Origin of the sequence: Mumia spirodelae, from assembly GCF_050632745.1 — a bacterium.
GTDB lineage: Bacteria > Actinomycetota > Actinomycetes > Propionibacteriales > Nocardioidaceae > Mumia.
Window position 1 is genome coordinate 357119 of record NZ_JBODSD010000002.1, and the last position, 13564, is coordinate 370682.

General features: G+C 72.8%; 11 protein-coding genes. 6 read left to right on the forward strand and 5 right to left on the reverse strand.

Features of this window, described 5'->3' with window-relative positions; translation table 11 throughout:
• Window positions 1-42 precede the first annotated feature (42 nt).
• The 5 genes from ACQSSQ_RS11345 to ACQSSQ_RS11365 form a co-directional block, all read right to left on the reverse strand.
• A complete protein-coding gene (locus ACQSSQ_RS11345) occupies window positions 43-753 on the reverse strand; it encodes a hypothetical protein (RefSeq protein ID WP_431327188.1) in 711 nt (236 codons plus the stop codon).
• A 91-nt stretch (window positions 754-844) separates the two neighbouring features.
• Window positions 845-3829: a M14 family metallopeptidase gene (locus ACQSSQ_RS11350; protein ID WP_431327189.1), complete on the reverse strand. Its 2985-nt coding sequence runs from the start codon at window positions 3827-3829 to the stop codon at window positions 845-847.
• A 139-nt stretch (window positions 3830-3968) separates the two neighbouring features.
• Window positions 3969-4730, reverse strand: coding sequence for a CPBP family intramembrane glutamic endopeptidase (locus ACQSSQ_RS11355; protein WP_431327190.1), 762 nt, complete (start codon window positions 4728-4730; stop codon window positions 3969-3971).
• Window positions 4727-5635: an NAD(P)H-binding protein gene (locus tag ACQSSQ_RS11360; RefSeq protein WP_431327191.1), complete on the reverse strand. Its 909-nt coding sequence runs from the start codon at window positions 5633-5635 to the stop codon at window positions 4727-4729. Before ACQSSQ_RS11360 ends, ACQSSQ_RS11355 begins: the two co-directional genes overlap by 4 nt.
• A gap of 58 nt (window positions 5636-5693) precedes the next feature.
• A complete protein-coding gene (locus ACQSSQ_RS11365; protein WP_431327192.1) occupies window positions 5694-6269 on the reverse strand; it encodes a helix-turn-helix domain-containing protein in 576 nt (191 codons plus the stop codon).
• A 98-nt stretch (window positions 6270-6367) separates the two neighbouring features.
• Between ACQSSQ_RS11365 and ACQSSQ_RS11370 the strand changes: the two genes are divergently transcribed.
• The 6 genes from ACQSSQ_RS11370 to ACQSSQ_RS11395 all read left to right on the forward strand — a co-directional run bounded on the left by ACQSSQ_RS11370 (window position 6368) and on the right by ACQSSQ_RS11395 (window position 13558).
• Entirely contained in the window at window positions 6368-7432 is a 1065-nt protein-coding gene (locus tag ACQSSQ_RS11370; RefSeq protein ID WP_431327193.1) for an adenosine deaminase family protein, read from the forward strand.
• Window positions 7419-8477, forward strand: coding sequence for an isopenicillin N synthase family dioxygenase (locus ACQSSQ_RS11375; RefSeq protein ID WP_431327194.1), 1059 nt, complete (start codon window positions 7419-7421; stop codon window positions 8475-8477). Before ACQSSQ_RS11370 ends, ACQSSQ_RS11375 begins: the two co-directional genes overlap by 14 nt.
• Window positions 8478-8643: 166 nt before the next feature.
• Window positions 8644-9480, forward strand: a complete 837-nt coding sequence (locus tag ACQSSQ_RS11380) for a transporter substrate-binding domain-containing protein (RefSeq protein ID WP_431327195.1) — start codon at window positions 8644-8646, stop codon at window positions 9478-9480.
• A 42-nt stretch (window positions 9481-9522) separates the two neighbouring features.
• Window positions 9523-10344: an amino acid ABC transporter permease gene (locus ACQSSQ_RS11385; protein WP_431327196.1), complete on the forward strand. Its 822-nt coding sequence runs from the start codon at window positions 9523-9525 to the stop codon at window positions 10342-10344.
• A complete protein-coding gene (locus ACQSSQ_RS11390) occupies window positions 10344-11102 on the forward strand; it encodes an amino acid ABC transporter ATP-binding protein (RefSeq protein WP_431327197.1) in 759 nt (252 codons plus the stop codon). Before ACQSSQ_RS11385 ends, ACQSSQ_RS11390 begins: the two co-directional genes overlap by 1 nt.
• 62 nt (window positions 11103-11164) lie before the next feature.
• Window positions 11165-13558 carry a hypothetical protein gene (locus ACQSSQ_RS11395; protein ID WP_431327198.1) on the forward strand — a complete coding sequence of 798 codons (2394 nt, stop codon included), beginning with the start codon at window positions 11165-11167 and terminating at the stop codon, window positions 13556-13558.
• Window positions 13559-13564: the final 6 nt, after the last annotated feature.

The following is a 13564-nucleotide window of genomic DNA, read 5'->3' on the forward strand; positions in this document are numbered from 1 at the left end:
ACTTCTGGCCGTGGTCGCGCCGGCCCGTCGCGCGAGGGACGGTCAGCCGCGCCCGAAGTAGCGCGTCAGCGCCGCGACCACGAGAAAGGCCCCGACCCCGATCAGCAGCACCCCGCCGAGCGTGCGCCAGCTCCGGGAGCGCACCCAGGCCGACATGCGGTCGACCTGCCGCGAGAGGCCAGGGAGCTTGTCGCTCCCCCACGCCATCAGCAGGTACGGAACTGCAGCGGCCGCGGCGAAACCGGCGTACACGACCCACTGCAGGGCACCGACCGAGCCGGCCTCGCGCGCGATCCGGACGACGAGGTACGCGCTGGCCGCGCCGCTCACGCTGATCACCGTGTTGGCGGCGGAGAAGCCGTACAGCCCACCGGGCCGGTCGAGCAGGCGCCCCGCCGTACGCGAGGCGGAGTGGTCCACGGTCTCGTGACGGTGCCGCAGGACCCATGCGCCGGCGACGACGAAGAGGACCCCGGCCACGAGGTCGAAGGCGCGCTGCACGAGCAGCGCCTTCACGCGACCGCTCAGCAGGTTCTCCCAGGCATCGGGATTCGTGACCTGCATCAGGACCGTGAGCACCAGGGCCCCGGTGGCGACGCCGGCCGTGACGACCAGCCCTCGGCGCGCCGACCCGCTGGTCCGGGCCAGGACCGCGACCTGCAGTGCGATCAAGGTCGGGCTGAACCCCGTCGCCAGTCCCAGCAGCACCAGGCTCACGAGGGTGCCGGCCAGGACCGCGGCGGCGTGCAGCATGGCGGCGAGTCTAGGGGGTGGGCCGCCGCTCCGTCGCCGGAACGACGGCCCACCCATGCGGCGTCACGACCGCCGCGTCACTGCACCGAGGTCAGCCGCGCGGACCCGCGGACACCCGCACGGCGACCGGCGCCGAGGTCGACGCGTCGAACCCCGCGCCCGCCGACGGCGCGTACGAGGCGGTGAGCACGTGCGTGCCCGGCCGCAGGCCCCGCAGCGTCAGCGCAGCGGTGCCGTCGCGACGGACCTGCGCCGTCCCGAGGAGCGAACCGCCCTCGCGGACCTCGACCGCTCCGGACGGCGTTCCCGCTGCCGGGTCGGCCGCGGTGACCGCGACCTCGACCTCGACCGAGCCCGGGTGGGCGCGGCCGACCTCCAGCGTGGTCGTGGTGGCGACCGGCGCCGCGACGCCCTCGCCCTCCGGCGCCGCCCAGAACAGGCCGCGCGCGGCCTGGCTCTGGCCACCCTTCGGGTGGGTGCGGAAGAACACCGACGTGCCGAAGACGAACGCCTTCGCCCCCGAGGCCGCCGTCGCGGACACGACCGCAGGCTGCCCCGCGGCGTCCTGGGGCCCGTTCGGGGTCGTCCCGCCGGCGCCGCCACGGCGCCAGTGGCCGGCGACCAGCGGGTTGCCCGCCGCGTACGACTGCTCGACCGTCACCCCGCTGCCCAGCCCGGTGAACCAGGTCGCCGGATAGATGAAGGAGTGGTCCTGGGCGTACGGCGCGAGGACGCCGCCCTCAGCCGTGTCGACCGCGACGATCCCGTTGCCGGAGCCGTTCCCCGCGACCGCGGTCCCGCTCACGAGCCCGAAGGTCCGAGCGGTGTTGAACGCACCCGCACCGCGGCCGACGATGCTGCCGCCACCGTCGACGTACGCCTGCACAGCCGCGCTGCCGGCGGCCTGCGAGGCGTTGAAGGTCAGCGCGGAGCCCAGCCAGAGCACGTCCACGTCGTCGAGCACGGCAGGCGACGCGCTGATCGTCGCCGCGCTGAGCGCGACGAGGTCGTCGAAGCCGAGCTGCGTGAGCGACAGGAGGTCGTCCTGGTTGCCCGTGTAGCCGACCGTGAGGTCGTCCAGGCCCTTGGCGGTCCCCGCCCGCAGCTGGTCGACCTCCGACGCCGTCGCCTCGGAGAAGTCGACGCCGAGCTCGTCGGCGACCTCCTCGACCGCGGCGTACGACGCCTTGTCCGCACCGACGATCGCCGAGCCGTCGGCCAGCTGCGAGACCGCGACGCCGTCCTCGAGGAGCGCGTTGAGGGCGCGGTAGTCGTGGACCCCGGCGAGCTCGAGGGTCAGGTACGCCCCGCGCTCGGGAACCTCGCCGTCGGCGGAGCCGCCCGCGGCGACCGTCCGGGGCAGGCGGCCGGAGCCGGTGGTGCCGACGGGGTCGACCGTCGCACCCCACAGGTAGCCCCAGCTCCACGCGGAGATGTCGTACATGCTCGGGAACTTCGCCGAGATGTCGGTGCCCGGCGCGAGCAGCGCGTGCACCAGGTTGCGGCGCGGCTGGTGCATGTCGAGGACGTACGACCCGGCGGGGTACGTGGTCCCGTCGAGCGTCGCCGACCGCGTGAGCCGGTCGACCTCGATGCCGTGCAGCTGCAGCGCCTTCACGAGCGACCGGGCGTCGGACAGCGAGCGCTGCCCGTCCCCGACGGGGATCACGAACGCGCGCGGGTACGTGACCGGGTTCTGGTCGTCCGCCGCGTCCCACTCCGCCTTCCACTCCTGCGGGCCCGGGACGTCGGCGATGGTGGCCGAGGTGAGCGCTGTCCGCGGAGCACCGACGTCGGCGCGGCGGAAGAACTCGATCTGGTCGTCGAGCATCGCCGCGTCGTTGGCTTCGACGTAGTCGACGAGGCTCTGCATGGTCTGCAGGGCGACCGCGGTGTTGACGACGGCGTTGGCGGGCGACTGCGTGCTGCCGCTCGGGCGCGACTTCGGCAGCTCGACCGTCGAGGTGACGGCACCGGCGAACGCGGCGTACTGCGCGGTGAAGACCGGCGGGAAGTCGTCCCAGCCCGACGGGGTGTCGCGGTAGGGGATCTTGATGTGCGCGGTGTCCGGGCCGGTGACCTCGGGGACGACGCTTCCCGTGCTGACGTCGTAGTACGTGTTGCCCGGGATCGCGGCGTCGACCACGTCCTTCTCGACCTGCAGCGAGAGCGCGTAGGCGTGCGGGATGAACAGGTCGTACTCGTAGTCGTCACCGTGCGGCGGCCCGCACGGCTCGATCTGGAGCACGCCGGTGTAGCCGTGGAAGTCCGCGGCGTAGAGCGCCTGCACGGCCTGCGCGGTGCGGATGAACGAGATCGACTCCGGTGTGGTGTTGGTGATCATGTCGCGGTTCGCGTCGAGGTTCAGCGCCGTCGCCCGCTGGCCGATCGTGCGACCGTCCGGGTTGAGCGTCAGGCTGAAGTAGATCCGGTGCTCCGACAGCAGGGACTTCACGTCGTCCCAGGGCGCCGTCGCGAGCTGGTCGATGTACTGCAGCGCGGCGTCCGTCCCCTCCCACTCGTTGCCGTGGATGTTCGCGCTGATCCAGATGGGGGTCTTGTAGTCCTTCTCGAGCCGCCTGTCCTTCGCGGCCGCCGACGGGTCGTTCGCGATCTCCTCGCGCCAGGTGGTCTGCTGCGCGGTCTCGCGCCGGCTCTCCGGCGCGGTCACGGTGACGAGGTAGAGGTCGCGGCCCTGCGCCGACTGCCCGACGACCTGTGCCGAGACGCGGTCCGAGACGTCCATCAGCGCGTTCAGCGTCGGGGCGATGTCGTCGTAGCGCACCATGTCGCCGCTGTCCGCGGCGTCGTTCTCGGCCTCGGGGAAGACCCGCAGGTCGGGCTGCGTCGGGTACGAGGTGGGCATCGGCAGCGGGTCGCCGACGGTCTCGCGGTGCGCCGCGGAGCGCGCGGCCTTCGCGGTCAGCGACCCGGTCGCGGTCGGCTCCTTGGCCGAGCGCGTGGTGAGGGGCGACGGGACGGGAGGTTCTTCGGCGACGGCGGACGGTGCCGTCAGCAGGGTCGTTGAAGCGAGGGCGAGGCTCGCGACGGCGCCCACCAGACGTGGCGATCGCACAGGGATGTCCTCTCGGAGGGACGGAGCCGACGTGACGCAGGACGCCACGGCGGCACGGTTGGACCGAGTCTGGCCCGGATTCACCACGTTGGGAATCCCAGAGCACGGCGTGAAGCCAGGTCTTAACCCGCGGCGACCGTCAGGAAACGTCGCGGAAACGCGGCTCCCGGAACAGCGGCGGCAGATAGCGCAGCATCAGGGCCGACCACGTCAGGTGCGTCAGGAGCGGCGCCTGGACCCCGCCGGTCGCGCGTCGCTGGAGCCCGAAGAGGGTGCCCATCACCGCGCCCGCGAGCACCAGCGACGGGTTGCGGGAGGAGGCGGTCGTCGCGGTGTAGGCCAGCGTCGAGACCAGCACCGGACGACGCTCCCCCACCGCCTCGAACAGCGCCCCGCGGAAGAACAGCTCCTCCGCCGCGCCGTTGGCGAGGGTGGTGAGCACGACGAGCGGCGTGCTGCCCTCGTCGGCGAAGCGCAGGACGCGCCGGACCGCGGCGTCGAGCGCGGGCACCCGGCGCGCGACCTGCGCCCCGACGAGGAAGCACCCGAAGGCCCCGACCCCGGTGAGCACGGGCACGACGACCGGCCGGCGGCGTACCCCGTCCTGCATCTCGATCCACCCCTGGTGCAGCGGGCCGGAGACGAGCGAGCCCACGGTCCAGGTCGCCGCGGTCGCCAACGCGAGGCCGTAGAACCGCGGCGAGTCCGGCTTGGCCGCCAGCGAGACCCCGAGCATCCCCGAGCCCGCGAGGCACACCGCGCCGACCGTACGGCGCCGGCGGGCGACGACCGCCGCGGGCTCGGGGCCCCGGGGCGCGACGGCGTGCCCGAGTCCTCGAGGGAGCACGCCGCGCGAGCGGGCCCGGAGCGCGTCGAGCGCCCCGCGCAGGCCGCCGCTCACGCCCGCTCCTCCGCGTCCGCCCGTTCGCGAGCCCGCTCGGCGAGCGCCCGCAGCACGGCCTCGTCGTACGACAGGGGTTCGAAGGGGACGGCCTCGCGGATGGCGTCGTCGCGGACGACGACCTCGTTCACCATCGAGTCGACCAGCGACCGCCCCGTGCGGGTGTCGACGTCGGTGACCAGCGCGAGCCAGCGCGCAGAGAGCCCGGGGCTGAGCAGCGGCACGGGGACGATCACCGGGTGGCGGCCCTCGATGTCGGCGAGCCGCCGCATCATCGTGGCGTACTCGAGGACCTCCGGACCACCGATCTCGTACGCCCGGTCGGTGCCCTCGGGCAGCGTGAGCACGCCGACGAGGTAGCGGATCACGTCGTCGACGGCGATCGGCTGCGTCCGCGTCGCCACCCACCGCGGCGTGACCATCGCGGGCAGGTGCTCGACGAGCTGGCGCGTCATCTCCCACGAGATCCCGCCGTGCCCCACGACGATCCCGGCGCGCAGCGTCGTGACGGGGACACCGCCCCCGGCGAGCAGCGCCTCGACCTGGCGGCGGCTGCGGAGGTGGTCCGACAGGTCGTCGGCGTCGTCGCCGAGGCCGCCCAGGTAGACGATCCGGTGGAGCCCCGCGTCGGCCGCGGCCGCACCGAACGCCGACGCCGCGTCCGCGTCGCGCCGGACGAAGTCGTCCGAGCCGAGGGAGTGCACGAGGTAGTACGCCGCCTCGACCTCCTCGAGCGCCGGAGCGAGCGACTCCGGGTCGTGCACGTCGCCGAAGACCGGCCGACCGGCTCCGTCGTACGCCTCGGGGTGGCGGGTCATCGCGACGACCTCGTGCCCGGCCTCCTCCAGGGCGGGCGCCAGGCGCCGCCCGATGAACCCGGTCGCGCCGGTGACGAGCACGCGCATCTGTCCCCCTCGTCGAGTCGGCCGTCCTCCTCGATCATCGGCCAGCCGACGGACGGCGTCAGACCGGCGGATGACCCATCAGGAGGAGGACGTGCGCGGGCCCGTCGTCGACGAGGTGCCAGCGGTGGCGCAGCGGTGCCGGGTGGGTCAGCAGGTCGCGCGGGCCGAGCCGGTAGGTGCCCTCACCCTCCACCTCGACGTCGAGCGCACCGTCGACGAGGTAGACCGTGAGGATGCCGGGCGAGGCGAACCACTCCGCGATGTGCTGGCCCGGCTCGATCCGGTACTCGGTCACCTCCAGCCCGCTGGTCGGGTGCAGCATGACGAGCCGACCGAGCGCCGCGTCCGGCCGGTCCGCCACCGGGACCAGGCGTCCCTCGTCGTGCCGGACGACCTCGACCCGGTCGTCGGTCCCCACGGGCAGCAGGTCGCCGGGCGGGACGCCGAGCGCCTCCGCGAGCCGGTAGGCGGTGACCATCGACGGCATGCTCTGACCGCGCTCGACCTGGCTGAGGAACGGCTGGCTGATCCCGGCACGGCCCGCGAGCTCGCGCATCGACAGCCCAGCCTTCTCACGGTGCCGCCGGAGCACCGACCCGATCCGGCGCGCCAGCACCCCGTCGTCCTCGTGCACGCCGTAACCCCCTCGTCATCGGCCGCTGATCGGGAGGAGACACGCGACCAGCAGGCTTGATAAGCATCAGCAATCACTTTCGCACACGGAGAGGCGCCATGACGACAGATCTCCCCCCGCGGGAGCCGATCCCGACGCCCCTGGTCCGGGCGTGGCCGAAGGTCAGCCTCCACTGCCACCTCCTCGGGTCGGTCAGCGCCCCGACGGTGGTCGACCTCGCCCGCAAGCACGGGGTCGCCCTGCCCGGCGGGCGGACCGCCGACGACCTGTACGAGATCCCGGCGTACGAGGACCTGGGCGCGTTCCTCGCCGTCTACGACGTCGTCGGGTCGCTGGTGCGCGACGCCGACGACGTCCACCGGGTCACGTACGAGTCCCTGACGACCTTCGGCTCCGACCACGGCGTGCTCTACCGGGAGATCTTCGTGAGCCCCCACCCGGTCGCCGTGCCGTACCGGACGCTGCTCGACGGCATGCGCGCCGCGATGGCCGACGCCCGCACCGACACCGGAATCGACAGCCGGATCGTGGTCGCGCTGCACCGCGAGCGCTCCGCGGCGGAGGCGGTCGCGCTGGTCGAGACGGTCGTCGCGGACCGGGTCGACGAGGTCGTCGGGATCGGGCTCGACTACGCCGAGGTCAACGGTCCGCCGCACCTGTTCACCGAGGCCTTCGCGCTCGCCGGTCGCCACGGCCTGGGGCGTACGGCGCACTCCGAGTCGGGACCGCCGCCGCACATCGAGGTGATCCTCGACCAGCTGGGGTGCACCCGGGTGGACCACGGCTACCACGTCGTCGACGACCCCCGGATCACCCAGCGGTGCATCGACGAGGGCGTGACCTTCACCTGCACTCCTGTCAGCTCCGACATCGGGCGCTACAGCGGCTCCGGGGACGGCACGCACGAGCGGATCGCCGCGATGGACGCCGCGGGACTGCGGATCACGATCGACTCCGACGACCCGCCGATGTTCGGGACCGACCCGACCCGTGACCACGAGGTCGTCGCCGCAGCGCTCGGCCTGGACACCGCCGACCTCACCCGCTTCGCCGTCAACGGTGCCGACGCCTGCTGGCTCGACCACGACGACCGGAACACCCTCCGTCGACGCGTCCTGGCGTCGGCGGCCGACCTCGAGAGGACCCACCGTGCCGCTTCCTGAAGACCACGCGCCCGCCTTCGTCGTCCCCCTCGTCGACCTCACCCCGTACGTCGACGGCGGCACGCCCGACGAGCGGGCACGGACCGCCGCCGCGATCGACGCCGCCTTCGCCGAGGTCGGGTTCGTCCAGGTCGTCGGCCACGGCGTCCCGGACGCGGTCGTCCAGGGGTTCGCCTCGGCGCTGGACGACTTCTTCGCGCTGCCGCTCGCGGAGAAGAAGGAGTACCGCACGCCGCCGCGGATCAACCGCGGGTACGCGCCGCCCAAGACCGAGTCGCTCTCGCTGAGCCTCGGCGTCGAGTCCGCGAACCGGATGAACGACTTCTTCGAGGCGTTCAACGTCGGCGTCACGGCCGAGGCGTTCCCGAAGCTGTCGCTGCCGGCCGACGACTACGCGGACAACCTGTGGCCGGCCGGGCTCGCGGGGTTCCGGGAGAGCGTCGAGGCGTACTTCGCCGAGGCCGGCCGGGTCGCCCGGACGCTGACGCACGTCTTCGCCGACGCGCTCGACCTCCCGCACGACTTCTTCGAGGCCTTCACCGACCACTCGCTCGACGTGCTGCGGATGAACAACTACGCCCTCCCGCCGGGCGAGGTCGAGCTCGACGGCGACCTCACCGGCATGGGCGAGCACACCGACTACGGGATCGTCACCGTCCTGTGGGCCGACCAGGCGCCCGGTCTTCAGGTCCTCGGCCACGACGGCGTCTGGCACGACGTGAGCCCCGCCGACGGCGCCCTGCTGGTCAACCTCGGTGACCTGATGGCCCGCTGGACCAACGAGCGCTGGATGTCGACGCTGCACCGGGTGAAGCCCCCGATCGTGGACGGGACGATCCAGCGCCGGCGCTCGGCGGCGTACTTCCACGACGGCAACGTCGACGCGCTGATCAGCACCCTGCCCTCCTGCGTCGGCGACGGCAGCCGCTACGCCCCGATCACCGTGGCCGACCACATCGCCGCCAAGCTCGCGGGATCGCGGGCGGGGGTGCCCAACGAGGCAGCGGAGCGCGAGGCCGCCCGGGTCCGCGCGGCGGCGGGCTGACGGCGCGCTCCCGCTCAGGACACGTCGGCCGGACTCGTACGGCGCCGCAGGAGACCTCTCGACAACAGGCCTCCGACGCCGTAACAATTCCGTGTTCTTGGTGTGGGAACATCCCAGACTCAAGGGACTCAGTCTCACGATCCATCAAGCTCAAGGAGCATCACCGATGAAGGTCACCGGACGACGCCTGGGACGCGCGGCTGCGGCCGCCGCCGGGGCACTCGCTCTCACCGTGACGATGGCCGCCTGCGGCGGGGACGACGGCGACGACTCGGCCGCCTCGGTCGACGGCATCGACATCGTCAAGTCGGGCACGCTGACGATCTGCACCAACCTGCCGTACAAGCCCTTCCAGTACCCCGACGACTCCGGCGAGATCGTCGGCTTCGACACCGACCTGCTCGGCCTGCTCGCCGACGACATGGGCCTGGAGACCGAGATCGTGGACGTCGACTGGAACCAGGTCACCTCCGGTGCCGCGTTCAAGGCCGGCAAGTGCGACGTGGGCATGGGCGGCATGACGATCACGCCCGAGCGCGAGGCCGCGATCGCCATCTCCGACCCGTACTTCGAGGCCACGCAGGCCCTCCTCGTCAAGGCCGACTCCGGCATCGGCGGCCTCGAGGACCTCAAGGGCAAGAAGCTCGGCGTCCAGACCGACACCACCGGCGAGGTCTACGCCAACGAGAACGCCGCCAAGTACGGCTACACCCCGGTCGCGTTCGACGACCTCTCGCTCGAGGCCACCGCGCTCAAGGCCGGCCGCGTCGACGCCGCGATCAACGACAACGGCGTGCTCTACGACTTCGTGAAGGACAACCCCGACACGGCGGTCGCCACCGAGTTCGACACCGGCGAGGAGTACGGCTTCGCGGCCGAGAAGGACGCCAACGGCGAGAAGCTCATCGAGCGCCTCAACGGGGTCCTCAAGACGGCGCAGGAGGACGGCACGTACGACGAGATCACGAAGAAGTACTTCGGGGAGTCGGCCGTCCAGGGGTAACGTCACCCCTCCCAGCACGTCCGCCCACCTCACAGGAGAGCGATGAGCACCCCCACGAAGGTGGCGGCTCGACGTCCGCTGAGCCCGCGCAAGCGGGCTCAGCGGATCCGGGTCGTCCAGTACGCCGTCCTGATCGCCGTCGTCGTGATCGCGATCTTCGCCGCCGACTGGCAGCAGATCGGTGACGTCTTCTTCCGGCCCGAGCTGATCAAGACCGCCGTCACGCAGGGTCTCGGGCGGGCGCTGGTCAACACCATCGTCTACACCGCCGGCGCCTTCGTCTTCGGCCTCGTGGTCGGGACGATCCTGGCGATCATGCGGCTCTCCGAGGTGGGTCCGTACCGGTGGATCGCCACCGCCTACATCGAGTTCTTCCGCGGCCTGCCGGCGCTGATCGTCTTCCTGATGTTCTCGCTGCTGCCGCTGGCGTTCCCGACGCTGCGCATCCCGCTCGACCCGTACGGCACGGTGTGGCTCGCGCTCGGCATCGTCGCGAGCGCCTACATGGCCGAGACGATCCGCGGCGGCATCCAGGCGGTCCACAAGGGCCAGACCGAGGCGGCGCGCTCGCTCGGGATGTCCTCCGGGCAGGCCATGCGCAAGGTCGTGCTGCCGCAGGCCTTCCGGACGATGCTGCCGCCGCTGACCAACGAGCTCATCCTCCTGGTCAAGGACTCGTCGCTCGTCTACATCATCGGGCTCGCCGCCACCCAGGCCGAGCTCACGAAGTACGGACGCGACCTGTCCGTCCAGTACGCCAACATGACGCCCCTGGTCGTGGCCGGCGTGGCGTACCTGATCATCACGCTCCCGCTCTCCGTCATCGTGCGCAGGATGGAAGCCTCTGCCGGGAAGGCTCGCTGATGCCCGAGACGCTCGTCGAGATCAAGGACCTGCACAAGTCGTTCGGCGACAACCACGTCCTGCGGGGCATCGACTTCACCGTCGGCCAGGGCGAGGTGGTGTGCGTGATCGGGCCCTCGGGCTCGGGCAAGTCGACCCTGCTGCGCTGCGTGAACCTCCTCGAGGAGCCGTCGAGCGGCACCGTCCTGGTCGCCGGCGAGGACCTCACGGACCCCGACGGCAACATCGACGCGGCCCGCCGCCACATCGGCATGGTGTTCCAGAGCTTCAACCTCTTCCCGCACCACACGGCGCTGAGCAACTGCATGCTCGCGCAGCGGACGGTCCTCAAGCGGGACAAGAAGGAGGCCCGGCGGATCGCCGAGGAGAACCTCGACCGCGTGGGCCTGACCGACAAGCACGACGCCTACCCGGCGAAGCTCTCCGGCGGGCAGCAGCAGCGCGTCGCCATCGCCCGCGCGCTGTCGATGGAGCCGAACCTCATGCTGTTCGACGAGCCGACGTCGGCCCTCGACCCCGAGCTCGTCGGCGAGGTCCTGACCGTCATGCGCAAGCTCGCCGAGGAGGGCATGACGATGCTCGTCGTCACCCACGAGATGGCGTTCGCCCGCGAGGTCGCCGACCGGGTCGTCTTCATGGACGGCGGGGTCATCGTCGAGCAGGGTGACCCGCACGAGGTCATCGGCAACCCCAAGGAGGCCCGGACGAAGGAGTTCCTCCGCCGCGTCCTCGACCCCACGCACGTGACCCCGAGCTGATTGCGAGATAGTCGGAGTTCCCACCGGCTCATCGGAGGACCCCAACATTTCGAGGGAGCAGCATGGCTGAGAAGCAGTCCGTCCTCGGCCGCGTCACCGCACTCGCGCAGGCCGACGTCCAGACGCTGATCGACGACTCCGCCGATCCCGAGGCACTGTTCCTCGCCCTCGGGCGCGCGTTCGCGACCACGCTCGCCGAGGCCGAGGACGCGTTGGCGGCCGCGCTGGCGGCCAAGCGGCTCACCGAGCACGACCGGGCTGAGGACCAGCAGACGGCCGACGACTGGGGCATCCACGCGGCCACCGCCGCGTACCACGCCGCGGAGCTGCGGATCGAGGGCAACATGAGCGGCGCGGCGGTCTTCGACGACCTCGCCCGTACGGCCCTGGAGCGGCAGCTGACCACGGAGCGGGCCGTCGCCGATGCTGCCGGGGTGGTGGCGGCGCTCGCGTCGTACGTGGACACGCTGCGCGAGCAGCTCGACCTCGCCAAGGACCGCCTCGCGCTGCTCGACGAGCGCCGGGCGCACCAGATCGGGCACCTCGAGCCCGAGGACGGCCGCATCCTCGACCCGGAGACCGCCCAGGTGCTGGATCCCGACACCGAGCTGCGGACCTTCGAGGAGAAGCTCCTGCGCGAGGACGAGCGCCAGTCCTCGACGCTCGAGGCTCCGTCGTACCTCGACGGCCGGTTCACCGAGTCGGTCGATCCCGCCCTGCGGTCGGAGGTCGAGCGTCGCCTCGAGCTGCTGCGCCCGGACGAGGACGAGCTCGTGGCCGCGCTCGCGGCACGTGCCTCCGCCGAGGCCGAGCGGGTGGCGGAGGAGGCCGAGCGGCTGGCCGCACAGGCGCAGCACGCCTCGGCCGACGTGATCGTCGACGACCTGCCGGTGGAGGACGCAGCGCCCGTCGAGCCGGAGGCCGAGCAGGACGCGGGGGTCGAGCCGGAGCCGCAGGAGGAGCCGGCGGAGGCGCCGCGGGCGCACGAGCCGGCGGAGGCGCCGGCCGAGCCGGGTGCCGACGTTGCCGCGCAGGCTGAGCCGGTCGACGAGGGCGCGCAGGACGCCGAGCCGGTCGAGGCGGAGGCGGACGCCGACGTGCAGGGCACGGTGACGGCAGGCACCGACGAGCCGCAGACCGCGACGCCACCGGCCGAGGAGGCCGCCGAGGAGCCCGCCGCCGAGGAGCCTTCGTCCGAGGACGCGCGCGAGCCGGAGATCGTCGACGACGTCGAGACCAACGTGGTGGTCGAGCAGGACGCCGTCGAGCCGTTCACCGTCGCGGACGAGCCCCGCGCCGACCGGTCCGAGGGGTCCGACGACAGCGAGGAGCCGTGGGCCGGCTCGGCCCCGACCACGGCGGCGGCGGACGACGAGCCCGAGACCGAGCCCGAGACCGAGACCGTGGCGCAGTCGGCAGCCGAGCGAGCTGCCGAGCCCGAGCCGGAGGCCGCGCCGGAGGCGGCACCGGAGCCTGAGCCTGCGGCCGAGCCCGCGCAGCCGGTGGCCGAGGCGGAGCCCTCGCGCGACGAGCAGCAGCCGGACGACGTCGCACCGGCGACGTCGGACGACGAGCCGGAGTCGTTCGTGTTCCCCGAGGAGCGCTCACGCCCGGTCGGGGGCCGTCGACGCGCGAACGTCCCGGTCAGGGGTCCCGACGACGAGCCGTACGTCCCCCCGGCGGCCGCCACAGCGGACCCAGCACCCGCCCCGGCGCCGCCACCCGTGCCCACCCCCGAGCCGGAGCCGACGCCGCCCACGGAGGCCGACCAGGCTCCCGTCGAGCAGGACCCGGAGCCCCCGCGTCCGCAGGGCTTCTCGATGCACCCGAACGACCCGTTCCCGCGCACCAACCCGCTCGCGGGCATCGCCGACGTCGAGGCGGCGTACCGGCTCGCACGGGCGCAGGAGGAGACCCAGTGGGACCTCCCCGCCTTCGTCGACGAGCCTGAGCCCGGGCCCAGCGCGTTCGCCGCGCCCTTCGCCGCGGATCCGCCCGCCGCTCCGGAGCCGATGCCGTTCGCCCCCGGCCCCTTCCCGTCGGGACCCTCCACCCCCGGTCCGTTCACGACGGCGCCGCAGGGGCGCGACGAGGACGAGCTGCCGACGGCCGAGTACCCCGCGATCCGGTTCGACACGTTCGGCGGGCCCGCGAGCGCGGCGGCGCTCGCCGAGCCCGAGGAGCACCCGCTCGTCGATCCCGCGCCCCGCGCCGTACCACCGCAGGAGCCGTCCGACGACGACGGCGACGCGCTCGCCCGCCGCCGCGCGCGCCGGTCCCGCGAGATCCGCAACCCCGGGGTGCCGACGGCGTACGACATCGCGTACGACCCGACCCAGGGACCGGCGCACCCGAGCTTCCTCGACCCTCCGGGCGCCCGTGACGACTCCGGCGGTGCACAGGTCTTCCCGCTGCGCCCCCGCGGAGGCGAGAACCCGCCCGATCAGCCGCGCTGACCGGGC

What these genes read in the sequence shown, in the direction of transcription:
- ACQSSQ_RS11385 (WP_431327196.1), top strand. Translation starts at nt 9,523, where the DNA reads ATGAGCACCCCCACGAAGGTGGCGGCTCGACGTCCGCTGAGCCCGCGC.
- ACQSSQ_RS11395 (WP_431327198.1), top strand. Translation starts at nt 11,165, where the DNA reads ATGGCTGAGAAGCAGTCCGTCCTCGGCCGCGTCACCGCACTCGCGCAG.
- ACQSSQ_RS11345 (WP_431327188.1), bottom strand. Translation starts at nt 753, where the DNA reads ATGCTGCACGCCGCCGCGGTCCTGGCCGGCACCCTCGTGAGCCTGGTG.
- ACQSSQ_RS11360 (WP_431327191.1), bottom strand. Translation starts at nt 5,635, where the DNA reads ATGCGCGTGCTCGTCACCGGCGCGACCGGGTTCATCGGGCGGCGCCTG.
- ACQSSQ_RS11370 (WP_431327193.1), top strand. Translation starts at nt 6,368, where the DNA reads ATGACGACAGATCTCCCCCCGCGGGAGCCGATCCCGACGCCCCTGGTC.
- ACQSSQ_RS11390 (WP_431327197.1), top strand. Translation starts at nt 10,344, where the DNA reads ATGCCCGAGACGCTCGTCGAGATCAAGGACCTGCACAAGTCGTTCGGC.
- ACQSSQ_RS11380 (WP_431327195.1), top strand. Translation starts at nt 8,644, where the DNA reads ATGAAGGTCACCGGACGACGCCTGGGACGCGCGGCTGCGGCCGCCGCC.